Annotated in this window: 25 protein-coding genes; all 25 read right to left on the bottom strand. The window is 55.7% G+C overall.

Annotated elements, in window-relative coordinates; genetic code table 11:
- Positions 1-67 precede the first annotated feature (67 nt).
- On the bottom strand, positions 68-847 hold the full coding sequence (gene codY, locus B4113_RS17460) for a GTP-sensing pleiotropic transcriptional regulator CodY (protein ID WP_011230715.1): 780 nt from the start codon (positions 845-847) through the stop codon (positions 68-70).
- 16 nt (positions 848-863) lie between these two features.
- Complete coding sequence (gene hslU / locus B4113_RS17455) at positions 864-2258, bottom strand: HslU--HslV peptidase ATPase subunit (RefSeq protein ID WP_033023255.1); 1395 nt, start codon at positions 2256-2258, stop codon at positions 864-866.
- Between the two features lie 17 nt (positions 2259-2275).
- Complete coding sequence (hslV, locus tag B4113_RS17450) at positions 2276-2818, bottom strand: ATP-dependent protease subunit HslV (RefSeq protein WP_033022994.1); 543 nt, start codon at positions 2816-2818, stop codon at positions 2276-2278.
- Positions 2819-2843: 25 nt separating this feature from the next.
- Positions 2844-3746, bottom strand: coding sequence for a tyrosine recombinase XerC (gene xerC, locus B4113_RS17445; RefSeq protein WP_033022993.1), 903 nt, complete (start codon positions 3744-3746; stop codon positions 2844-2846).
- Positions 3747-3840: 94 nt separating this feature from the next.
- A complete protein-coding gene (gene topA, locus B4113_RS17440) occupies positions 3841-5916 on the bottom strand; it encodes a type I DNA topoisomerase (RefSeq protein ID WP_033022990.1) in 2076 nt (691 codons plus the stop codon).
- 78 nt (positions 5917-5994) lie between these two features.
- Positions 5995-6876 (bottom strand): DNA-processing protein DprA, encoded by an 882-nt coding sequence (dprA, locus tag B4113_RS17435; RefSeq protein ID WP_033022988.1) that lies wholly within the window; start codon positions 6874-6876, stop codon positions 5995-5997.
- Between the two features lie 64 nt (positions 6877-6940).
- Positions 6941-7843 carry a succinate--CoA ligase subunit alpha gene (sucD, locus tag B4113_RS17430; RefSeq protein ID WP_015374401.1) on the bottom strand — a complete coding sequence of 301 codons (903 nt, stop codon included), beginning with the start codon at positions 7841-7843 and terminating at the stop codon, positions 6941-6943.
- A gap of 17 nt (positions 7844-7860) precedes the next feature.
- Positions 7861-9021, bottom strand: a complete 1161-nt coding sequence (gene sucC / locus B4113_RS17425; protein WP_061912714.1) for an ADP-forming succinate--CoA ligase subunit beta — start codon at positions 9019-9021, stop codon at positions 7861-7863.
- A gap of 115 nt (positions 9022-9136) precedes the next feature.
- Positions 9137-9424: an EscU/YscU/HrcU family type III secretion system export apparatus switch protein gene (locus tag B4113_RS17420; protein ID WP_061912713.1), complete on the bottom strand. Its 288-nt coding sequence runs from the start codon at positions 9422-9424 to the stop codon at positions 9137-9139.
- Positions 9421-10968, bottom strand: a complete 1548-nt coding sequence (locus tag B4113_RS17415) for a flagellar hook-length control protein FliK (protein WP_061912712.1) — start codon at positions 10966-10968, stop codon at positions 9421-9423. Before B4113_RS17415 ends, B4113_RS17420 begins: the two co-directional genes overlap by 4 nt.
- Positions 10969-10986: 18 nt before the next feature.
- Positions 10987-11769 (bottom strand): ribonuclease HII, encoded by a 783-nt coding sequence (locus tag B4113_RS17410; protein ID WP_013523388.1) that lies wholly within the window; start codon positions 11767-11769, stop codon positions 10987-10989.
- A gap of 85 nt (positions 11770-11854) precedes the next feature.
- Complete coding sequence (ylqF, locus tag B4113_RS17405) at positions 11855-12721, bottom strand: ribosome biogenesis GTPase YlqF (RefSeq protein WP_013145770.1); 867 nt, start codon at positions 12719-12721, stop codon at positions 11855-11857.
- A gap of 12 nt (positions 12722-12733) precedes the next feature.
- A complete protein-coding gene (lepB, locus tag B4113_RS17400) occupies positions 12734-13288 on the bottom strand; it encodes a signal peptidase I (protein WP_061912711.1) in 555 nt (184 codons plus the stop codon).
- Positions 13289-13375: 87 nt separating this feature from the next.
- Entirely contained in the window at positions 13376-13726 is a 351-nt protein-coding gene (rplS, locus tag B4113_RS17395; RefSeq protein ID WP_033022957.1) for a 50S ribosomal protein L19, read from the bottom strand.
- A gap of 137 nt (positions 13727-13863) precedes the next feature.
- Positions 13864-14598: a tRNA (guanosine(37)-N1)-methyltransferase TrmD gene (trmD, locus tag B4113_RS17390; RefSeq protein ID WP_033022956.1), complete on the bottom strand. Its 735-nt coding sequence runs from the start codon at positions 14596-14598 to the stop codon at positions 13864-13866.
- Entirely contained in the window at positions 14598-15116 is a 519-nt protein-coding gene (rimM, locus tag B4113_RS17385; RefSeq protein WP_033022955.1) for a ribosome maturation factor RimM, read from the bottom strand. The genes trmD and rimM overlap by 1 nt, the downstream gene beginning before the upstream one ends.
- 15 nt (positions 15117-15131) lie before the next feature.
- On the bottom strand, positions 15132-15518 hold the full coding sequence (locus B4113_RS17380) for a YlqD family protein (protein ID WP_033022954.1): 387 nt from the start codon (positions 15516-15518) through the stop codon (positions 15132-15134).
- Between the two features lie 89 nt (positions 15519-15607).
- Positions 15608-15844, bottom strand: coding sequence for a KH domain-containing protein (locus tag B4113_RS17375; protein ID WP_033023251.1), 237 nt, complete (start codon positions 15842-15844; stop codon positions 15608-15610).
- A gap of 11 nt (positions 15845-15855) precedes the next feature.
- Complete coding sequence (gene rpsP / locus B4113_RS17370; protein ID WP_033022953.1) at positions 15856-16128, bottom strand: 30S ribosomal protein S16; 273 nt, start codon at positions 16126-16128, stop codon at positions 15856-15858.
- A gap of 94 nt (positions 16129-16222) precedes the next feature.
- Positions 16223-17563: a signal recognition particle protein gene (gene ffh, locus B4113_RS17365; protein ID WP_033022952.1), complete on the bottom strand. Its 1341-nt coding sequence runs from the start codon at positions 17561-17563 to the stop codon at positions 16223-16225.
- A gap of 17 nt (positions 17564-17580) precedes the next feature.
- Positions 17581-17913, bottom strand: a complete 333-nt coding sequence (locus B4113_RS17360; RefSeq protein WP_061912710.1) for a putative DNA-binding protein — start codon at positions 17911-17913, stop codon at positions 17581-17583.
- A 159-nt stretch (positions 17914-18072) separates the two neighbouring features.
- Positions 18073-19059 carry a signal recognition particle-docking protein FtsY gene (ftsY, locus tag B4113_RS17355; protein ID WP_061912709.1) on the bottom strand — a complete coding sequence of 329 codons (987 nt, stop codon included), beginning with the start codon at positions 19057-19059 and terminating at the stop codon, positions 18073-18075.
- An 18-nt stretch (positions 19060-19077) separates the two neighbouring features.
- A complete protein-coding gene (gene smc, locus B4113_RS17350) occupies positions 19078-22641 on the bottom strand; it encodes a chromosome segregation protein SMC (RefSeq protein WP_061912708.1) in 3564 nt (1187 codons plus the stop codon).
- 158 nt (positions 22642-22799) lie between these two features.
- A complete protein-coding gene (gene rnc / locus B4113_RS17345) occupies positions 22800-23534 on the bottom strand; it encodes a ribonuclease III (protein WP_033022942.1) in 735 nt (244 codons plus the stop codon).
- Positions 23535-23692: 158 nt separating this feature from the next.
- Positions 23693-23926, bottom strand: coding sequence for an acyl carrier protein (locus B4113_RS17340; RefSeq protein WP_011230691.1), 234 nt, complete (start codon positions 23924-23926; stop codon positions 23693-23695).
- Positions 23927-24069 lie beyond the last annotated feature (143 nt).

The raw sequence follows: 24069 nt of genomic DNA, 5'->3' as shown, positions 1-24069 counted from the left end.
AATCACGGTCTCTGGAAACAAAACCCGCTAGGCAAAAATCCCTAGCGGGTTGAGACGGCCACGCCGTTTAGCTTGACTTCAATTTTTCCAGTTCGCTTAAAAATTTATCGTTCAATACTTTAATGTACGTTCCTTTCATGCCGAGCGAACGCGATTCAATGACCCCGGCGCTCTCAAGCTTGCGCAAGGCGTTGACGATAACCGAACGGGTGATGCCGACGCGGTCGGCGATTTTGCTCGCGACAAGCAGCCCTTCCGTTCCGTCAAGCTCTTCAAAAATATGCTCAATCGCTTCAAGTTCGCTGTAAGACAGCGAGCTGATCGCCATTTGCACAACCGCTTTGCTGCGCGCTTCTTCCTCGATCTCTTCCGCCTTTTCCCGCAAAATTTCCATGCCGACGACCGTCGCTCCGTATTCGGCCAAAATGAGATCGTCGTTATCAAACTCGCGGTCAAGACGCGACAAAATGAGGGTGCCGAGCCGTTCCCCGCCGCCGTTGATCGGGACGATCGTCGTCAAGCCGGTTTTGAACAAGTCACGATTTTCCACTGGAAACGCTGTATATTCGCTGTTAATATCAATGTTAGGAGACGTTTCCGTAATGTTGAACAAGTTTTTCGTATATTCTTCCGGAAACTGCCGCTCCTCGAGCATCCGTTTCATCCGCTCGTTTTCAATCGATTGCTTAATGGCGAAACCGAGCAGCTTGCCGCGGCGGCTAACGACAAACACATTGGCTTCAATCACTTCGCAAAGCGTTTCGGCCATTTCTTTGAAATTGACCGGCCGCCCGGCTGCTTTTTGCAGCATCGCGTTAATTTTTCGCGTTTTTTCTAATAAATTCATCGTTTTCATCTCCTCCTCACAAAATAAATTCGCGTAAATCTTTGTTTTTGACGATGTCGCCGAGCTTTTGCTCGACATACTGCGGCGTGATGACGACTTTGTCGATGCCGATGTCCGGCGCTTCAAACAGCAATTCTTCAAGCAGTTTTTCCAAGATGGTATGCAGCCGGCGCGCGCCGATGTTATCGGTCGTCTGATTCACTTCAAACGCCACTTCGGCAATCTTACGAATAGCATCGTCAGAAAATTCAAGATTTATACCTTCCGTGGCCAAAAGAGCTTGATACTGTTTGATGAGGGCGTTGTCCGGCTCGACTAATATTCTTACGAAATCATCGACGGAAAGTTTCGCCAGTTCGACGCGAATCGGGAAACGGCCTTGCAGCTCAGGGATCAAATCAGACGGCTTCGCCATATGGAACGCCCCGGCGGCGATGAATAAGATGTGGTCCGTTTTGACCGGCCCGTATTTCGTCATAACGGTCGAACCTTCGACAATCGGCAAAATGTCGCGCTGCACCCCTTCGCGCGAGACATCGGCCGAACCGGACACCGCCCCGCTGCGGGCGATTTTGTCGATTTCATCGATAAAAATGATGCCGGACTGCTCGGCAAGGCGAATCGCTTCTTGCGTCACTTCATCCATGTCGATCAGCTTTTGCGCCTCTTCGTTGATGAGCACTTTTCGCGCTTCGCTCACTTTGAGGCGCCGCTTTTTGCGCCGCTTCGGCATGAGGCTGCTTAACGCATCTTGCATATTGACGCCCATCTGCTCGATGCCCGCCCCTTGCAAAAAGTCAAACAACATCGGCGGCTGCTCCTCGATTTCAATCGTCACCATTTCGTTTTCGAGCTGGCCGTTTTCGAGTTGCCAAGCGACTTGGCGCCGTTTTCGCTCGACTTGCTCGTCCTCATGGCTGTAGCTGCTGTCTTGCTGGGTCGTCTGTCCCCCGAACAGCAGCTCAAGCGGGTTTTTGATCGTCTGTTTCGGTTTGCCGGGGACAAGCAATTCAACGAGCCGTTTGTTCGCCTGCTGCTCGGCCCGGTCTTTCACCTCGTTCATTTTCCGCTCTTTGACGAGCCGGACCGATGTTTCCACCAAATCGCGCACCATCGATTCGACATCGCGTCCGACATAGCCGACTTCGGTAAATTTCGTCGCCTCGACTTTGATAAACGGGGCGCCGACGAGTTTCGCGAGCCGGCGGGCGATCTCGGTCTTTCCGACCCCGGTCGGCCCGATCATTAAAATGTTTTTCGGCATCACTTCATCGCGCAATTTTTCATCGAGCAAGCTGCGGCGGTACCGGTTACGGAGGGCGATCGCCACCGCTTTTTTCGCCTCTTTTTGCCCAACGATAAACTGATCGAGCTTCTCGACAATTTGCCTTGGGGTCAATGTTTCCGCCATCATCGGCCTCCTCCTTTTTACAGCTCTTCCACTATGATATGGCCGTTCGTATAGACGCAAATGTCAGCGGCAATCTCGAGCGCTGCCTTGGCGATGTCTTTGGCGGTCAGCGAGCCGCCGGCATACTTCTTTAACGCGCGTCCAGCAGCGAGCGCATAGTGGCCGCCCGAACCGATCGCCAGCATGCCATCGTCCGGCTCGATCACTTCGCCGGTGCCGGAGACAAGCAACAGATGGTCTTTGTCCATCACGATCAACATCGCCTCAAGGCGGCGCAGCACTTTGTCGCTCCGCCATTCTTTCGCCAATTCCACCGCCGCGCGCGGCAAGTTGCCATTGAACTGCTCGAGCTTGCCTTCGAACATCTCAAACAGCGTAAACGCATCAGCGACCGAGCCAGCAAACCCGGCAAGCACGTTTCCTTGAAACAGCCGCCGCACTTTTTTGGCCGTCTGTTTCATGACGACCGCATTGCCGAACGTCACTTGGCCGTCGCCCGCCATCGCCGCTGCCCCGTTATGGCGGATGGCAAAAATCGTCGTCGCATGAAAAGTTCCCATCATTGTCCCCTCCCTGCCGGCGGGCCTACGCCCGCGGATGCGCCTGCAAATAAATGTGCCGAAGCCGGTCTTTCGTCACATGCGTATACACTTGGGTCGATGACAAATGCGTGTGGCCGAGCAGCTCCTGCACGGAGCGAAGGTCGGCTCCGTTGTTGAGCAAATGGGTCGCAAACGTGTGCCTCAGCACGTGGGGGCTGATCTGTTGCGTCAGCGCCGCCGCTTCCACGATCCGCTCGAAAACGTACCGCGCCCCTCGAGGCGTGAGCGGATTGCCACGAGCGTTAACAAACAAATAGCGGTGGTCTGCCGCCAACGTTTTCGTAAGCTCGCGCCGCCCGCCGTGGATATACCGTTTGAGCGCCTCACAAGCCGCGCGCCCGAACGGGACGTAGCGCTGCTTGTTTCCTTTGCCGTGAATGAATACGGTCTGCGCTTGGAAATCGATGTCGGACAGTTGAATGTGACAACATTCACTAATCCTGGCACCTGTCGCGTACAACAGCTCAAGCAGCGCCGCGTTGCGCTGGCCAAGAGCGGTATTCTCATCATTGACAAGAAAGAGCGCTTCTAATTCCTGCGGATATAAAAAATTCGGAATGGTTTGCTCTTTTTTCGGCAGCGCCGCAAACGCAAACGGATTTTCAGCCGCCCGCCCCTCGCGCAGCAAAAACTTGTAAAAGCTGCGCAAACTCGAAATTTTGCGGGCGATCGAACGGCTCGATAGCTTTTGCCCGTACAGCTTCGTCAAATACAAGCGGACATCGCTATAGGCCACGTCCTCAAGCCGCCCGATCCCCTCGGCGCTCATAAACTGCAAAAACTGCTCAATGTCGCGCCGGTAGCACACAATAGTATATTGTGAATAATTTTTCTCGATTTGTAAATATTCCAGGAACAATTGTAATACAAGTTTCGAATTTTCCATTGCCTCACCTCGCAGCGGCTCCTCCATCGTACCATACGATGGCATAAAAGCGCAACTATTTTTTATAAAATTCTGAATTGTGGCCGGCGCCTGTTTAGACGTCCGGCCGTTCTTCGTAATCGCACGCTGTGCATTGCACTTGCGCGCCCTTTTTCAATTTTTTCTCAATGAGCAGCCCGCCGCATTTCGGGCAAGGACGAGCGAGCGGCTGGTCCCAGGAAACAAAGTCACAGTCCGGAAAGCGATCGCAGCCATAAAACACTCGCTTCCGCTTGCTGCTGCGCTCCACGATTTCGCCTTCACGGCATTTCGGGCACTTGACGCCGATGGACTTCACAATCGGCTTCGTATGGCGGCATTCTGGAAAATTCGAACAGGCGATAAACTTGCCGAAGCGGCCCATTTTGTACACCATCGGACTGCCGCACACGTCGCAATCGATGCCGGCCGGCTCGTCTTTCAAATCCACTTCGCGCATCTCTTTTTCCGCTACTTTCAACCGCTTCTCAAATTCGCGGTAAAACTCGTCGACGACTTCGATCCAGCCCACTTTTCCTTCTTCGATTTCATCCAATTCTTTTTCCATTTTCGCCGTAAACTCGACATCGATAATTTCCGGAAAAAACTCGAGCATCAGCTCAACAACGATTTCGCCAAGCTCCGTTGGAATGAACCGCTTGTTTTCCAAGACGACGTAGTTGCGCTTTTGAATCGTATCAAGCGTCGGCGCATACGTCGACGGACGGCCGATGCCGAGCTCTTCCAGCGTTTTCACAAGGCGCGCCTCTGTGTAGCGCGGCGGCGGTTGGGTGAAATGCTGCTTCGGTTCAATCGCTTCGCTCTGGACGGTTTCTCCCTCTTCCAAGTTCGGTAGCAGCCGGTCTTGTTCCTCCGTCTGATCGTCCGATCCTTCGATGTATACTTTCATAAAGCCCGGAAACTTGACCTTTGACCCGTTGGCGCGGAACAGGACGCCGTTGTTTTCCAGCTCCACACTCATCGTGTCAAGGACGGCCGCTGCCATTTGGCTGGCGATGAATCGCTCCCAAATCAATTTATAGAGCCGGAATTGATCGCGCGTCAAATACGGCTTTACTTTTTCCGGATCGCGAAAGGCTGATGTCGGACGAATCGCTTCATGGGCATCTTGGGCATTGGTGCTTTTCTTTTCCTTCCGTTTTTCTTGGTTGACGTACGAAGCGCCAAACGCCGCCTCGATGTATGCCGCCGCTTCCCGCTGCGCCGTTTCGGCGATGCGCGTCGAATCGGTGCGCATGTATGTAATCAAACCGACGGTCCCCTCGCCGCCGAGGTCGATTCCTTCATACAGCTGCTGGGCGACCATCATCGTTTTTTTCGTGCGGAAATTGAGCTTGCGCGCCGCTTCCTGCTGCAGTGACGACGTGGTAAATGGCGGCACCGGACTGCGCTTGCGCTCGCGCTTGGCGACCGTTTTGACGGTGAACGAATTCCCTTGCAAGCGGGAAAGCACGGCTTTCACGTCTTCTTCCGTCTTTATGTCGCGCTTTTGCCCATCGATGCCGTAAAAGGAGGCGGGGAACGTTTCCGTGCCTTTTTGCAGCACCGCTTGAATCGTCCAATATTCTTCCGGACGGAATTCGCGAATTTCTTTTTCCCTCTCGATGATCAGGCGCAGGGCGACCGACTGTACGCGGCCGGCGCTCAACCCTTTTTTCACCTTCTTCCATAGGAGCGGGCTGATATTGTAACCGACGAGTCGGTCGAGCACGCGCCGCGCCTGCTGGGCGTCCACTAGGTTCATATTGATGGCGCGCGGCTGTTGAAACGATTGTTGAATGGCGTCTTTTGTAATTTCGTGGAACACGACGCGGCAATCCGAATGGATGTCGAGATCGAGCATGTTGGCCAAATGCCAAGCAATCGCCTCCCCTTCGCGGTCCGGGTCGGCGGCGAGGAACACTTTCTTCGCTTTTTTCGCCGCCGTTTTCAGCTCTTTAATCACCTGGCCTTTGCCGCGGATCGTAATGTACTTCGGCTCATAGCCGCGGTTTATATCAACGCCCATTTGGCTTTTTGGCAAGTCGCGGACGTGGCCCATCGAAGCTTTGACCGTATATTTTTTTCCTAAGTATCGTTCGATCGTCTTCGCTTTCGTTGGCGACTCGACGATAACTAAGTAGTCTGACATCGATCTTCCACCCCTAGGAGGTAAATTGAAATCTTCATTATTATTAATGATTATGGCCACATTTGTCAAACATGATCGCTACAAGTACGGGAATTCAGCGATCACATCGTCCGCTTGTTGCACTAGTTTGGCCCCGTGTTGAATGAGCGTATTCGGTCCAGCGGATTCGGCCAAACCGATCGGACCGGGGACGGCGAACACTTCGCGCCCTTGCTCGAGCGCATACGCGGCGGTGATGAGCGAGCCGCTTTTCACCCGGGCTTGTACGACGATCGTGCCGAGCGACAATCCGCTGATGATGCGGTTGCGAGCCGGAAACTGCCACGGCTGCGGTCTTGTTGCCGGCGGATGTTCAGCGATCACGAGATGTTCTTCCATGAGTTGCCGAGCAAAGGAACGGTGGGCCTTTGGATAAACGTGGTCAAGCCCGCCGGCGATGACCGCGATCGTCGTGCCGCCGTGCCGGACGGCCAGTTGATGGGCGCAAACATCAATGCCAAAGGCCAGTCCGCTCACGATCGTAAAACCGGCGGAAACGAGCGGCGGCACCAGTTTTTCCAACGCGGCGATTCCTTCTTTCGTCGGATGTCGCGTTCCGACGATGCTGATCAGCTTCACTTGTTGAAGCAAAGCGAGGTTCCCTTTCGCGTACAGCACCCATGGCGGCGCGTGGATATGCTTTAGCAGCGGCGGATAGTCAGCGTCCCATAACGTGATGAGGTGAATGCCCCGGCTGTGGTATGCTTGCAGCAGCCGCTGCATATCGATGGCATGCAAGTCGTGGAAAAAGGCGTTCCATTGCGCATCGGAGAGCGGGACAAGGGAGCGGAGGGCAGAGGGAGAGAGCGAAAATGGGGCAGAAAGCGTAGCATCAGCGGCCAACAGCGCCTGAATCGTCTTCCATCCCGCCCCGCGGCAATGGTGGAGATGGATGAGCCGGTCGCGAACCGTATCGTACATCGTATTCCCCTTTCTCGCAACAGGATAAATAGCACCCCGCACGCAAGGGTGCGGGGCAGGAACATTAATGCGTTTTGCATTTTTCGTACAAGCCGCGCTCTTTTAAGACGGAAATGAGCGTTTCGCCGATGACGGCCGGCGTTTCCGCCACTTTGATGCCGCATTCGGTCATTTTTTTAATTTTTTCCGCAGCCGTGCCTTTGCCGCCGGAAATGATCGCGCCGGCATGGCCCATCCGTTTGCCCGGAGGCGCCGTCTGCCCGCCGATGAAGCCGACGACCGGTTTCGTCATATTCGCTTTCACCCATTCAGCCGCTTCTTCTTCGGCCGTGCCGCCGATTTCGCCGATCATAATGACGGCGTATGTCTCTTCATCCTCGTTAAACGCCTTCAGCACATCGATGAAGTTCGTGCCGTTGACCGGGTCACCGCCGATACCGACTGCCGTTGATTGGCCGATGCCGGCTTGCGTCAGTTGGTGAACCGCCTCGTACGTCAGCGTGCCGGAGCGCGAGACGATGCCGACATGCCCTTTTTTATGGATGTAGCCCGGCATAATGCCGATTTTGCACTCTTCCGGCGTAATGACGCCCGGGCAGTTCGGGCCGATGAGGCGCGTCTTTTTCCCTTCCATGTACCGTTTCACTTTCACCATATCAAGCACCGGAATGCCTTCGGTGATGCAGACGACGAGATCGAGCCCGGCGTCGACCGCCTCCATGATCGCATCGGCGGCAAACGCCGGCGGAACGTAAATGACCGAAGCGTTCGCGCCCGTTTTTTCGACCGCTTCCGAAACGGTGTCAAACACCGGCACGCCTTCGACTTCCGTGCCGCCTTTGCCCGGCGTGACCCCGCCGACAATGTTCGTTCCGTATTCAATCATCTGTTTTGTATGAAACAGCCCTTGCGAACCGGTAATCCCTTGCACGATCACTTTCGTGTCTTTATTGACAAAAACGCTCACGTGTCTCCCTCGCTTTCTTAACGTACTAGCTCGACGATTTTTTGCGCGCCGTCCGCCATCGATTCCGCCGCCGTAATGTTCAAGCCCGACTCTTCTAAAATCGTTTTCCCAAGCTCGACGTTCGTTCCTTCGAGGCGAACGACGAGCGGAAGCGTCAAGCCGACTTGCTTCGTCGCCGCGACGATGCCGCTCGCGATGACGTCACATTTCATAATGCCGCCGAAAATGTTGACGAAAATGCCTTTCACGTTCGGGTCGGACAAAATGATTTTGAACGCTTCCGTCACTTTTTCCTCGCTGGCGCCGCCGCCGACATCGAGGAAGTTGGCCGGCTCGCCGCCGTAATATTTGATGATGTCCATCGTCGCCATCGCCAAGCCGGCGCCGTTGACCATGCAGCCGATGTTGCCGTCAAGAGCGATGTAGTTCAAGTCGTATTTCGACGCTTCGACTTCTTTCGGGTCTTCTTCATCCAAGTCGCGGTATTCAAGGATGTCCGGATGGCGGTATAAGGCGTTTGAATCGAAATTCAGCTTCGCATCAAGCGCCATCACTTTGCCGTCGCCGGTGACGACAAGCGGGTTGATTTCGGCGATCGAGCAGTCTTTATCGACAAACACTTGGTACAAGCCCATCATAAATTTGACCGCTTGGTTGACGAGATGCTTCGGAATGTTGATGTTGAAAGCCAATCGGCGCGCTTGGAACGCTTGGAGCCCGACGGCTGGATCGATGTATTCTTTAAAAATTTTCTCCGGCGTTTTCGCCGCCACTTCTTCGATTTCCGTTCCGCCTTCTTCCGACCCCATTAACACGACGCGCGAGGTGGCGCGGTCGACGACAAGGCCGATGTAGTATTCTTTTTGGATGTCGCACCCTTCTTCAATCAACAGCCGTTTCACTTCTTTTCCTTCCGGGCCGGTTTGATGGGTGACGAGCACTTTGCCGAGCAATTCGCTGGCGTATGTACGGACTTCCTCGAGGCTTTTTGCCACTTTCACCCCGCCCGCTTTGCCGCGCCCGCCGGCATGAATTTGCGCTTTGACGACACACACCGGCGCGCCGAGCTCTTTCGCCGCTTCGACCGCTTCATCCACCGTGAACGCGACGCGGCCGTTCGGCACGCTCACACCATAGCTTCGCAAAATTTCTTTTGCTTGGTATTCATGAATGTTCATGCGCCAACCTCCTATGTATAAAATCAAAAAAGTCTTAGCGCTTTCATTTTATACCTAACATTTCGCGCTTGTCCACCGTTTCGCCGCAAAATTAAGAAAGCGGGGAATAGGAAAATTATCCCTTCCCCGCTCTTTCTCCTTTCGCTTCCTGATCAAGCTGATACAAAAACACGAACAATTCAGCCACTAAGGCGTACAGCTCCTCCGGGATCATTTCGTTGATCTCCACTTTCCCCAGCAGCTCAACAAGCGTCGGATCTTGGCGAATCGGCACGCCGTGCTCGCGGGCGGCGGCGATGATCGCTTCGGCGACCTTGCCAACCCCTTTCGCCTTGACGATCGGAGCTGCGTCAAGTGCCGCATCGTAAGACAAGGCGACTGCTTTTTTCCGCTCCTCGTTCATGCTTGGCAATCCACCTCGCTGCAACTGTCGGCAAACAGAAAAACGGAAGGCGGAGGAGGGGCGGAACGCGTTGTCTTTACATCAATGCCTGAAAGCGCATAGCCGTGCGCCTGAAACCGCTCTTTGACAAGCGGAGCCATCCGAGCGGCAGCAACCGCCAACCGCGGATCATCGTGAAAAATGGAGATGTGGACGATCCGTCGTTGCACGCGCATATCAACGATCACCTCTCCCAGCTCTTCAAGCGTCAGGCAACAAACAATGCGGTTGTAATCGGCATCAAGCGGCCCGCCTTGTTTCCTCCTTCCTTGCCAGCACACAGCAAAATCGCTGCTGCGGCCGCCAAGCGGCAATGGAAACGAAATCCATACGTGCTCAATGAGCCCATCGCCGCCAGCAGCGATGGCCATGCCATCGAGCTGGTCGAGAATCGCTTCGGCCGCCCTCTTGGCCCCTTCGCTCCCCGATTCATGAAGAAAGCGAAGAAGCAGCCGTTTCAACGACGGGGCGGAAGGCAAATCCTCGATTTTCCCAACACGGACGAGCGCCGCCTCGTCCTCAAGCCCAAGCCGCACGGCCGCTCGCCTCAGCCAGCAAAACAGCGACAGCGCCGGATCTCTCGTCGCTCGAGCGGCCGCCCACAACTTCGCTTCCGCGGCGGGCAGCGCTCCGCTTTGATAGGCAGCATCGAGAGCGGCCCACCGTTCCAAAAACGCCTCCTCGTCCGTCAAGCCGAGCTGCCGAATGATATCGGCAAACCGGCGGCATTGCACCGCCTCCCGAAGCGCCAAGCGGCGGTCCTCCGGCAACGGGGCGAGCCCAAGGCGGGCAAGAAGCGCGCGGGCCGTTTCGGCCTCTTCCTCCCCTGACAGCAACAAACGCACGGCCGCCTCGTAAGCGGACAGCGGCGGTGAAAGAAACTTCTCCATCGCCCGGCTGAGCTCAAGCGCCGCCGGATGGGCGGAAAGGGAGGCAATGGCCGCTTTCAGTTTCCCCAACCCCTCAGCGAGCGGCACCCCGGTTTTGGCTGCCCATAGCGCGCGAAACACGGCTGAAGAGAACGGCAGCCGGCGGCGAAACAAATGGGCGAGCACGTCTTCGGCCGCGTCCGGCTGGCCGGTCTCTTTCACCGCTTCAGTCAGTGCGGCAATTTCCTCTTTCGTTGCAGCCGCGCCAGCTTTCAGCGCTTGGCGGAGCACCGGCAGCGCCGCATCCGGCAGTTTCCACGCTTTTTGCCACCGGCGCACCGCCTCTTCACCTGACGGAGCAGACGCCGGTTCGGAAAGGGGAATGGCTTTCCAATAAATTGTTCCTTGTCGTTCGTGAATTTCAAACAAATACAAACGTCCGACGGCAAGCGGCGCCTCCAAACGGGCGCGCACAAGCTGTCCGCCAGCGCGGACGAGCGCCGCCCGCTCCCCGGTTTCCATCTCCTCGACCCGCTCCACTCGGCCGACGACGGCCTGCCCCGGCTGAAACCGCCGGCTGGATGTCGCGTCGCGGACAGCGGTCGTTGGCATTGTCCGCTCCATGCGCTCGACCATTTCGTCCCATCCCTTCTTCTAGAGCTGCTCGCTCGCCTCGAGCACCTCCCTCACCGGTGCGAACGAACGACGGTGCTCAGGCGTAACGCCGTAGCGGCGGATCGCCTCGAAATGTTCCGGCGTTCCGTAGCCCATATGGCGCGCGAACCCGTATTGTGGATAGCGGCGATCCAGTTCTTTCATCCACCGGTCGCGCGTCACTTTGGCGATGACCGACGCAGCGGCGATTGAAGCGCTGTTGGCGTCTCCTTTTATGAGGCGCTGTTGCGGCAGTGGGCACGGCACCGCCATCGCATCAACAAGCAAATGTTCAGGCGGCGGGGAAAGGGCGTTCACCGCTTTCGCCATCGCTTGCCTTGTCGCTTCGTAAATATTCCTTTCATCGATCTCCGCCGCGCTGACGATGCCGATGCCGATGGCGACGGCGCACGCTTCAATTTGCGCAAACAATGCCTCGCGCTTTTCCGGCGTCAGCCGCTTCGAGTCGTCAAGCCCCGGCAAATAGGCGTCTTTCGGCAAGATGACCGCGGCGGCGACGACCGGGCCGGCCAGCGGGCCGCGCCCGGCCTCATCAATGCCGGCGATCCGTCTAACGCCAGCGGCGTATAGTTCCCTCTCATAACGCATTAGTTCTTCCCACCGCTGCTCGATGGCGTGCCGGCGCGCTTTCTGCCTTTCAAAACGGGCAAGAAGCGCCTGCACGCTTTTTCGCTCATCCTGCCGCAGCATCTCCCAGCGCGGGTCGTCCTCGCCAAGCTTCGGAAGCAGCGCTTCAATGTCTTTCACCGTATACCGCTTCATGCTCCTCTCCCTCTTCTACTTATTACTATCGGCTCTGTTTGGCCGACCGTAAAGCACCGCCGGCAAAAAACGCCCGCCGGACGCGCTACGTCCGTGAAGCGGGCGTTTCAAAGCTTAAGCGGCCTAATTTTTCCGTGCGGATGTCATACAAAACGATGTCAGCCACTTTATCGTAGTCAACAGCGCCGCCTGACGTCAAGCAGCCGCGCCGCCTTCCGATGGCGTCAAACAAGGCGACGATGTCATCAGGAATGTCATCAAGGCCGTAGCGCTCCGCAAGCCGGTTGGGATAGTGAGTCGACAAAAAGCGGAGCGCATAGACGGCGACATCCTGCAAGTTTAAAATTTCGTCCTTAATGGCGCCGGTCACCGCCAACTTGTAGCCCACGTCCTCATCCTCAAATTTCGGCCATAGGATGCCTGGGGTATCAAGCAGCTCCATTTCTTTGCCCACTTTGATCCATTGCTGCGCTTTTGTCACCCCCGGCTTGTCGCCGGTTTTCGCGATATGGCGGCCGGCGAGCCGGTTGATCAGCGTCGACTTGCCGACGTTCGGGATGCCGACGATGAGCGCCCGAACCGGGCGCGGGTTTTTAATCCCTTTCGCCCGCATTTTCTCGAATTTGTCTTTCACCATCTCTTTCGCTGCTGCCGCGATTTGCCGGACTCCTGTTCCGCTTTGAGCATCGATGGGCAAAGCCAGCCGCCCTTGATCGTGGAAATAGCGGATCCACTGTTCGGTCACCGCCTCATCGGCCATATCAGCCTTATTGAGCAAAATGAGGCGCGGCTTTTGTCCGAGAATCTCGTCGATCATCGGGTTGCGCGAGGACATCGGCACACGGGCGTCAAGCAGCTCAAACGCTACGTCGATCAACTTTAATTTTTCTTGCACTTCCCGCTTGGCCTTCGCCATATGGCCGGGGAACCATTGAATCACTGTCATTGGCATCACCTGCCTCGTTTATTTCACAATCCGGGCGTCAGAAAGCGGCCAATACACAAGATTCGCCTTGCCAACGACTTTGGACATCGGAATGAAGCCGATATGGCGGCTGTCTTTGCTGTAACGGCGATAGTCGCCCATGACAAACAAATGCCCCGGCGGCACCGTGCTTCGCCCGGTCAGTTCCTCCAAAGTGAACGATTCCGTCAGTGGACCGCCGTCGGACAACTGCTTTTTATTCTCGTCCAAATACGGCTCTTCATACGGCTTGCCATTGATATAGAGCGTATCATTTTTGTATTCAATTCGGTCGCCCGGCAAGCCGATGATCCGCTTAATATAGTCTCTCCCCGCTTCGGCGTGAAACACGATGATGTCGAAACGATGCGGGGCGCCTATTTTATAGGCGAGCTTATTGACGATCATCCGTTCATGATTATGTAACGTCGGCATCATCGAATAGCCGTCGACAATGATCGGGGCGAAAATGAAATAGCGAATGCCCCCAGCGAGCAAGACAGCGACAACAATGGCTTTCATCCATTCGCGCCATTCGCTTTTTTTCTGTTCCATCATCATCCCACCTACGTTCAAATTTGCGATAGCGAAAAAAGGAGCTTGAAAGCAAGCTCCTTTTCCGCTACGTCCCAACGATGTCCGTTATTGAGCCGTTTTTTCCTTAATGCGCGCCGCTTTGCCGCGAAGCTCACGCAAGTAGTACAGTTTCGCGCGGCGGACTTTCCCGCGGCGGACGACTTCCAGCTTGGCGATTTTCGGCGTATGCACCGGGAACGTGCGCTCAACGCCGACGCCGTAGGACACTTTGCGGACGGTGAACGTTTCGCTGATGCCCGCCCCGCGCCGTTTAATGACGACGCCTTCGAACACTTGGATGCGCTCACGGTTGCCTTCCACGACTTTTACATGGACGCGCACCGTGTCGCCCGGGCGGAAATCCGGCAAATCGGTCCGCAACTGCTCTTTCGTAATTTCTTGGATCAAATGATGCATCTCGTTCCACTCCTTCCACAGATGTTCATGCCAATGAAAAATCGTCATTGCAGCGGAACATCGTTTTCCGTCCTCAAGCCAACCGCCTAAGGCCACACAAGGAACATAATAGCACAAATCGCGAACGCAGGCAATAGCTATTGACGTTCCTCTTCCCACTCTTTCAGCCATTGTTTTTGCTTGTCGGTAAGCGGGTAATCGGCAAGCAAGTCCGGGCGGCGCAAAAATGTCCGGCGCAGCGATTCCTTCTCGCGCCATTCGGCGATCCGCTGATGGTTTCCGGACAGGAGCACATCCGGGACTTTCAGGCCGCGAAAATCGGCCGGCCTCGTGTATTGCGGGTACTCGAGCAGCCCGGAGCTGAACGAGTCATCGACGGGCGATGCCTCGTTGCCAAGCACGCCTGGAAGGAGGCGGACCACGCTGTCGACAATCACCATCGCGCCAAGCTCCCCGCCGGTCAAAATGTAGTCGCCGATCGAAATTTCATCGGTGGCCAAATATTGACGGATGCGTTCATCATACCCTTCGTAATGGCCGCAAATAAGCACCAAATGCTCTGCTTTCGCCAACTCCTCGGCTTTTTTTTGCGTGTAGCGCTCTCCTTGCGGACAAAGCAAAATGATGCGGGCGCCGGGCGATCCGGCGGTGACGTGCTCGACGGCATCAAAAATCGGCTGCGGCTTGAGCACCATGCCGGCGCCGCCGCCATATGGATAATCATCGACCGTTTTGTGCTTGTTGTCGGCAAATTCGCGGAAATCAACGAGGTGAATGGCGACGGCTCCTTTTTCTTGCGCTTTCTTGAGAATGGATTCATTCAGCACGCCGGAAAACATGCCAGGAAACAGCGTCAAAATGTCGATCCGCATCACGCAAGCAGCCCTTCCATCGGCCGAATGACGATCGTTTTTTGCTCCGGATCGACATGGATGACCACCTCTTCAATATACGGAATGAGCACGTCTGAACCGTCCTCACGGCGGACGACCCACACGTCGTTCGCCCCCGGCGTCAAAATTTCCGTGACGGCACCGATCGTCTCTCCGCCTTCTGTCACGACGGTGCATCCGATGATCTCATGAAAATAATACTCGCCCTCATCGAGCTCGCCCAGCTGGCTTTCTGGCACTTTCAGCATCGCGCCTTTGAACGGTTCGACCTCGTTAATGCTGTCATAGCCTTCAAACGACAAGAGGTCAAACGATTTGTGGACGCGATGGCTTTTCACCGTCACTTCTATCGGCTCGTTGTCTCGTTCGCGGAAAATATACAGCTTGTTTCCTTTCTTGTATCGCTTCTCCGGAAAATCGGTGCGCGAAATGACGCGCACTTCGCCGCGGATGCCGTGCGTGTTGACGATTTTGCCGACGTTAAACCACCGTTCCATCCCCTTCATCCTTTCCTAGCGAATCTCTTTGACGACGCCGTCTTCAATGATGATGGCGCGCGCCTTCGTCACCTCTTCCCATCGGTCGCCGACGTTCACCTCGATGAGCGCCTCGACGTCCCGCTCTTTTAACTCGCTCCCTAACGGTAGGATGCGCAATTGCTCCAATTGGAACTCAAGCAGCTTGATTTTCTCGATGCGCTCATCGATTTCCTTGGCGAAATAGTGCTTGACTAAAGCGGGCGGGTGCTTCCCGCTTTTTTCCACCCGTTTTTGTTCAAAGCGAAGCTGGTCGCATTCGCGTTCAAGCTGTTGCTTGCGCTGAAGAAACGAGGCGGCAAGCGTCTGTTTGCTGCGCTCGGTGACCACTTGTCGCACTTCGACCGTTTGAATGAGCTTCATCGTCCCCCTCCTTTTCGGCATCAAACCATGCCTTCGCCGACCGCATCCAGCTTTGGCCTGACGATATCAAAAAAGGGAGAGGAACTTCCTCACCCTTTGTCCTTCACCTGCACGATCACCCGCTTGGACGCCCCGGCGGCAGCGGCGGCGACCACGGTACGGATCGCTTGGATCGTCCGCCCGTGTTTGCCGATCACTTTGCCGATGTCATCGTCATGCACCGACAGTTCACAAAGCAACGCCGCCTCGCCTTCGCGGCACTCAACCGCCACGGCTTCCGGATGATCGACAAGCGCCTTGACGATCGTTTCAATGAGCGGTTTCATATCCATCCCGCTTATTTCCCGTATTTTAAGTGATGGAACTTCTCCAAAATGCCTTGCTTCGACAGCAAGCTGCGCACCGTGTCCGACGGTTTGGCGCCGTTTTGCAGCCATTTGAGCGCCAGTTCTTCGTCGATGTTGATTTGCGCCGGCTCGGCGACCGGGTCGTACGTGCCGATCGTTTCAATGAAACGGCCGTCGCGCGGTGAACGCGAGTCCGCTACCACGATGCGGTAAAACGGTTTTTTCTTTGCACCCATGCGTTTTAAACGAATTTTTACTGCCATAGTTTGTACGCACCTCCGTATAGTGTTCACACAAGATAGTATATTAACAATTCTTCTTCCGTTTGTAAAGGTTTTTCGCTTAACAGATCTGGATTTACATAAACGGAAAACGGAAACCTTTCTTTTTTCCTTTCGGGACGTTCGTCATCATTTTCATCATTTTTTTCATCTCGTCAAACTGCTTGAGCAGCCGATTCACTTCTTGCACCGTCGTGCCGCTCCCTTTGGCGATCCGCTTTTTTCGGCTGCCGTTGATGATTTCCGGATGCATTTTCTCTTCCTTGGTCATCGAGCGAATGATCGCCTCAACGCGGGCGATTTGCTTTTCATCGACTTGGATGTTGGCGAGCCCTTTGATTTTGTTGGCGCCCGGCAACATTTTAATCAGCTCGTCAAGCGGTCCGAGTTTGCGCACTTGGCCAAGCTGGTCCAAAAAGTCGTCAAGGGTGAACGTGGCGGTGCGCATTTTTTGCTCGAGCTCTTTCGCCTTCTCCTCATCAACGGCGGCCTGCGCCTTTTCAATCAGCGTCAACACATCGCCCATGCCTAAAATGCGCGACGCCATTCGCTCCGGATGGAACGGCTCCAACGCGTCGAGCTTTTCGCCCATCCCGGCAAACTTGATCGGCGCCCCGGTGACGGCGCGGATCGACAGCGCGGCTCCTCCGCGCGTATCGCCATCGAGCTTCGTCAAAATCACGCCGGTGATACCGAGCTGTTCGTGAAAGCTTTGCGCGACGTTGACGGCGTCTTGCCCGGTCATGGCGTCGACGACGAGGAAAATTTCATCCGGCTTGACGGCCTCTTTCATTTGTCTGAGCTCATCCATCAGCCCTTCATCAATGTGAAGGCGTCCGGCGGTGTCAATGAGCACATAATCGCAATGCTCCGCCTTCGCCTGCTCAAGCGCCCGCTTGGCGATCTCAACCGGGTTTTCGTGCTCGCCTAACGAAAAGACAGGCACACTGAGCTGTTTGCCAAGCGTCTCGAGCTGCTTGATCGCCGCCGGCCGGTAGACGTCGGCAGCTACCAAAAGCGGCTTGCGGTTATGTCGCTTGCGCAGCCAGTTGGCGAGCTTCCCGGTCGTCGTCGTTTTCCCCGCCCCTTGCAATCCGACCATCATGACAACCGTCGGAGGCTTTTTGGCGACAGCGATTTGGCTTTGTTCGCCGCCCATTAACGCCGTCAATTCTTCCTTGACAATTTTGATGACTTGCTGGCCCGGCGTCAAACTTTTCATTACTTCCTGCCCGACCGCCCGCTCGCTCACTTGTTTGATGAAATCTTTCACCACTTTAAAGTTGACATCGGCTTCCAAAAGCGCGAGGCGCACTTCGCGCATCATTTCTTTCACATCGGCTTCGGTGACTTTTCCTTTGCCGCGGATGCGGCTCATCACCTGCTGCAAACGTTCAGACAGTCCTTCAAACGCCATGGCGGCCACCCCCTTTTTTAATCAAGTTCGTCAAGCTCGCGGACTAGCGCCGCCAATTCGGCGTCAGCACCGTAGTGCCGGCTGATGTAGTCTTTCAGCCGCTCGATGATCTGCCGCCGCCGTTCATATTTTCGCAGCAACCCGAGCTTTTCTTCATACTGTTCCAGCATCGCTTCCGTGCGCCGGATGTTGTCGTACACCGCCTGGCGGCTCACTTGATACTGCTCAGCAATTTCTCCGAGGGAGTAGTCGTCCAAGTAGTACAGCGCCATATAATTGCGCTGTTTCGGCGTCAGCAGCGCTTGGTAAAAATCGTATAAATAGTTCATGCGCATCGTTTTTTCCAGCACCGGACTCTCCCTCCCTCATTGTTAAGTAAAATACCTTTACAACCATGTAGTGTACTGTTTTTTTCTCCGCGTGTCAAGCGCAGGAAAGCGCCCGCCTTCGCTTTTCCGGTTATCTAGTTTTCAGAGCGGGGCCGTGTCCGTGAACGTCGTTGCGTCCGTTTACGAGTCGAGCCAATCGGCAAACAGTCCATACACGTATTGTTCGGGATCGAACACTTGCAAATCGTCCATTTTCTCGCCGAGCCCGACGAGCTTCACCGGAATGTTCAGTTCATTGCGGATGGCCAAAACGATGCCGCCTTTGGCCGTGCCGTCGAGCTTCGTCAGCACAATGCCGGTCACATCGGTCGCTTCTTTAAACAGCTTCGCCTGGCTCATGGCGTTTTGGCCGGTCGTCGCATCGAGCACGAGCAGCACTTCATGCGGCGCGCCCGGAATTTCGCGGCTGATGACGCGCTTCACTTTTTCAAGTTCTTTCATTAAATTCACTTTGTTTTGCAGCCGGCCGGCCGTGTCGCACAGCAAGACGTCGACCCCGCGCGCTTTCGCCGCTTGAATCGCGTCATACATGACCGCCGCCGGGTCGGAGCCGGCCGCTTGCTTAATGACGTCGACGCCGACGCGCTCTCCCCACACCTCAAGCTGCTCGATCGCCCCGGCGCGGAACGTATCGCCCGCGGCCAAGAGCACCGATTTCCCTTCCGCTTTCAGCTTATGGGCAAGTTTGCCGATCGTCGTCGTTTTCCCGACGCCGTTGACACCGACAAACAAGATGACCGTCAGCCCGCCTTCTTGTATATTCAAAGCGGAAAGTTCTTTGTCATCCGCGCCGGCGCGGTAAATGTCGATGAGCTTCTCGGCGATGACATCGCGCATTTGCGCTGGATCTTGAATGTTGCGGCGCTTCACTTCCATTTTCAATTCGTCGACCAGTTCCATGACGGTCGCCACGCCGACATCGGCAGCGATCAAAATTTCCTCGAGCTCCTCAAAAAATTCTTCATCCACTTTCCGGTAGCGGGCGATGAGATCGTTCACCTTCCCGGCAAACGACGTTCTCGTTTTCGACAGCCCTTCTTTGAATTTTTCGGTGACCGTATCCGCTTGTTTCGTCCATTTTTCCTTCAACTTTTGAAAAAAGCCCATGGAGGCTCCTCCCTTCCGTTACGACTGCACGAGCTGCTTCGAATCTTCAAGGCGGACGGAAACGAGCTTCGAGACGCCCGATTCCTGCATGGTGACCCCATACAGTACGTCAGCCTCTTCCATCGTTCCTTTCCGGTGGGTGATGACAATAAATTGCGTATCGCGGCTGAATCGCTTCAAATACTGGGCATAGCGCTGCACGTTCGCCTCATCGAGCGCCGCCTCCACTTCATCAAGGACGCAAAACGGCACCGGCCGCACCTTTAAAATCGAAAACAAAAGCGCGATCGCCGTCAGCGCCCGCTCCCCGCCCGAGAGCAAGCTCAAATGCTGCAGCTTTTTCCCGGGCGGCTGGGCGACGATGTCGACTCCCGTCTCGAGCAGATCGCTCGGATCGGTCAGACGCAAATCAGCGCGCCCGCCGCCGAACAGTTCGCGAAACACCTCGCCAAAATGGGCGCGGATTTGTTCAAACGTTGAGAAAAATCGTTTTTTCATTTCCTCGTCCATTTCTTCGATGACTTGGTGAAGCGTCGCCTTCGCTTCCTCGAGGTCCGCTTTTTGCTCGCTCAAAAAGCGATGGCGCTCGGAAACGCGCTCATACTCGTCGATCGCTCCCAAGTTGACGGTACCGAGCTCTTCGATGGCGCGTTTGATGAGCTTCACCCGCTTGCGCGCTTCATCGGCGCTGATCTCAAGCGTATGCCGAGAGCGAGCGGCTTCCAGTGACAGCCCGTACTCTTCGCCGAGGCGGGCGAGCAAATTGGCCAGCTCCACGTCAAGCCGATTCAGCTTCACTTCCTCATCTTTGACGACTTCGATGAGCTGCTTATGGCGCCGCTTCGCTTCTTTCCATTCTCGTTCCAAATGCTCAAGCCGCCGTTGGCAGTCAAGCCGCTGTTCACGGCGGCTGGCGATCAGCTCGACCGTTTTTTGCTTGTCCTCGAGCTTTTGCCGCCGCAGCTGCTCCAGTTCTTCCTCGTTCCATTCCGGCGCTTCCATGTCGGCGCGCAAAGAAGCGCGTTCGCGCTCCGCCTGCTGCAGTCCGCGCTCGGTTTCCACAAGCTCCGCCTCGATCTCTTCCGCTTTCCGGCGCGCGTGCTTGACGCGCTCTTTCGTTTCCGCCAGCGCGATTTTTTTCTCGGTGATCGCCGCCTGAAGCGCTTCTTTCGTCGTTTGCTCGGTCTGTTTCTGCGCCTGCAACCGCTCGATTTCTTCCTCGATCGCCCGCAACTTCCCGGTCAGCTGCTCAAGCTCGCGGTCTAAGCCGGCCAAGCGGGCAGTGAGCGCCGCCATTTCTTGTTCATCGCCGGCCTTTTCTTGATCATAAAAAGCGAGCTGCTCATCGATTCGCTTTTTCTGCCATTCGAGCTCGCGCTGCTTCTCTTTTTCTTGTTGCAGCGCCTGTTCGAGCGCAGCGAGCTCCGCTTTGAGCGCCGCCGCTTCGCCTTCCCATTGTTCGCATTCGCGCTGCTTTGCGGTCACGTCGCGCTCCAAGCGGGCGATGACATCGTCCATTTCCCGCAGCTTGGCGGCAAGCGCCTCCAGCTCGCGATTTCGCCCGAGCAACGAGGCGGCTTTTTTTCCCGTCCCGCCGCCGGTCATCGCCCCGCCCGGGCTGACGACATCACCGTCGAGCGTCACGAGCCGGTACCGGTAGTGAAGCAGTCGCGCCAATTCGTTCGCCCCTTTTAAATCGGCCGTCACGATCACATGACCGAGCAAATGGGCGATCGCTGCCTCAAAGGCGCGATCGTACGAAATGAGCTCGCTGGCGACGCCGACAAACGCCGGATGGCCGCTGATCGCTGCCCGCTCCCGTTCAGAAAGGGAGCGCGGTTGGATGACATCGAGCGGCAAAAACGTCGCCCGTCCATAACCGTTTGTTTTCAAAAATTGAATGGCTTGCCGCGCCGCTTGTTCATTCTCGACAACGATGTGCTGCATCGCGCCGCCGAGCGCCGTTTCGATCGCCGTTTCATAGCGGTCGGGAACGCGGATGAGTTCCACGACCGCCCCGCGGACGCCCGAAAGCCGCCCGCGCGCCTTGAGCACTTCTTTCACTCCTTGAAGAAAGCCGGCGTACTCTTGCTGCATTTCCTCCAGCCACTGCCGGCGCGCTTTCGTCTGCTGCCGGTATTGGCGCGCCTGTTGAAGCGAGGCGTTTTTCTGTTCGATCTCCGCCCGCCGTTCCTTGAGAGCCGCCTCAAGGGCAAGAAGTCTGCTGCTTGCCGCGGCCATCGCTTGCTGGAGGCGGGATTGCTCAGCCATTACCGCCGCTCGCTGCCGCTCGAGCTCATCGCGCTCCTTGACGTAGTGGCGGTTCCCTTCCTCTGCTGCCGATCGCTTCGCGCGGAGCTTCTCGAGAGCTTGCTCGACATGCAGACGCTCGTTTTTCAATGCCGCCTGTTCATGGACGAGATCGATGTAATCGCTCTTGCGCCGCTCCATCTCTTCTTCGATGTCCATGTCTTGGGCAGCTAGGGCCGCCTGCTGTTCGCCTAACTCCTTCTCGAGCGCGGCAGCGGACGATTCGAGCTGGGCAAGGGCGGCTTTTTCCTCCCGGAGTTGCTCCGTCAAACGGCGCCGCTTGGCCGTCAAAGCGGCCGATGTTTCCTCGAGCTGGCCGATGCGCTGTGCCGCATGTTTTTTCCGCTCTTTCAGCACTTCCTTCCGCCCCTCGAGCTTTTCGAGCTCTTCGCTCGCCAACAGCAAGACTTGTTGAAGACCGTCAACCGACTCGTCAATGGCGGCTATTTGATCGCGCAGCTGCTCCATGTGAGCCTCCATTTTTTGTAGCTCTGCCGCCACTCTCCCCTCTTCCTGTTGATGCTCGCTGAGCGCCTCGTTCCACTCGCTCCATTGCCGATGCAGCTGCTCGATGTCATGCACCATGAGCGCCACTTCAAAGCGTTCAAGCTCATCCCGTTTTTCCAAATATTCTTTGGCGACCGAAGCTTGCATGCGAAGCGGTTCAAGCTGTTGCGTCAGCTCATGCAAAATGTCGTTGACGCGATGCAAATTGTCTTGCGTTTCCGCCAGCTTCGTTTCGGCCTTTTTTTTGCGCCATTTATATTTCAACACCCCGGCTGCTTCTTCAAAAATCGTGCGCCGTTCCTCCGGCTTGCTGCTTAAGATTTCTTCGACCCGGCCTTGGCCGATGATCGAAAACGCCTCCTTGCCGAGCCCCGAATCGAGAAACAAATCGACGATATCCTTCAGCCGGCACGGCTGGCGATTGATGAAAAACTCGCTTTCCCCGGAGCGATAGACGCGCCGGGTCACGCTCACTTCCTGATACTCGAGCGGCAAAAAGCCGTCTTCATTGTCAAGGGTGATCGTGACTTCAGCGACGTTCAGCGGCTTGCGCGATTCGCTGCCGGCAAAAATGACGTCCTCCATCTTGGCGCCGCGCAGCGATTTCGCCGACTGTTCGCCGAGCACCCAACGAATGGCATCGGTAATGTTGCTTTTGCCGCTCCCGTTCGGACCGACGACCGCCGTCACGCCGGGGACGAATTCGATCGATACGCGGTCGGCGAACGATTTAAAGCCGATTACATCCAATCGTTTGAGGAACATGGTCTGATGCCTCACCATCTTTCCGCTTATCATATCGTCCGCCACGTTCACAGTGGCGAACCGGGATGTTCGATTCTTTCATCCTCGTTATCAATATACCATATCGCAACAGAAAAAACGCCGGCTGAAAAAAAGACTGACGGAACATCGCCAGCCTTTCACTGCCTGTCGGCGGCCCGCAGCGCCTCAAGCGCCATTTGCGCCGCATGCTGCTCGGCTTCTTTTTTCGAGCGGCCGACGCCAACCCCGAGCTCTTGGCCGTTTAACGCGACCCTAGCGACAAACTCTCGATTGTGAGCCGGCCCCTTTTCTTCCAAAATAGCGTATTCAAGCGTTCCGCTGCCATCGCGCTGCACGAGTTCTTGCAGCTGGCTTTTAAAATCCATCACATGAGAAAAAGCACCTTCATCGATTTTCGGGAACATCGTTTGTTCCAAAAAGCGAATGACGGCGTCCATTCCTTGGTCCAAATACAGAGCGCCGATAAACGCCTCAAACACGTCAGCGAGCAGCGCCGGACGCGTCCGCCCGCCGGTCAGCTCTTCCCCTTTGCCAAGCAAAACGAGCTCGCCGAACGACAAAGCATTGGCGAATTTGACTAACGACGGCTCGCACACAACGGCGGCCCTCAGTTTCGTTAGCTGCCCTTCACTCATATGGGGAAACTTTTGAAACAAATATTGCGAAACGGTCAATTCGAGCACCGCATCGCCCAAAAACTCGAGCCGTTCGTTGTCCTCATGGAACCGCCGCCGATGCTCATTCACATACGATGAATGGGTGAACGCTTGAATCAGCAGTTTTTCGTTTTGAAACGTGATGCCGATTTTTTGTTGCAGCTCTTGAAACTTCGCCCGCCTTTTTTCATGGATGCGCTCTTTTTGTTTTGACATACAACTGCCCTCCGACTTCGTTCCAACCAAAACTGGCCGTATCTCCCTTTTATTATATCCGTTCACCGGCCTGCTACGCGAGCGGGCCGCCCGCCCGATGTTCCCGAAAAAGCAGAGAAAGCCCCGTTCGGAGCAACGGGACTTTGCAAAAAGCAGCATTACAAACGGCTTTTTATGTAGTTCACAGCATCTCCGACTGTGACGATTTTTTCCGCTTCCTCATCGGAAATTTCCATGTTGAACTCGTCTTCCAGCTCCATGACCAATTCGACGATATCCAGCGAGTCGGCGCCCAAGTCATCTTTGAACGATGCCTCAAGCGTCACTTGCGATTCGTCCACGCCCAAGCGGTCGACAATAATTTTCGTTACCCGTTCGAGTACGTCTGCCATTCGCCTTCACCTCCCTTCATGATTATAGTCGATTGGCCGTAAAAATACTAGAGGGCTGATGGCGGAATGCGGCAGCCAAGCGCGCCTTCCCCCATCCATGCCCGAACGCGGGCCCGCTGTGGCCGTTCGTTCCCGAGCGGACG

Source organism: Geobacillus sp. B4113_201601, assembly GCF_001587475.1.
GTDB lineage: Bacteria > Bacillota > Bacilli > Bacillales > Anoxybacillaceae > Geobacillus > Geobacillus icigianus.
Note: the sequence above shows the minus strand (reverse complement) of the source record. Positions and strands in the feature narration are given on the sequence as shown.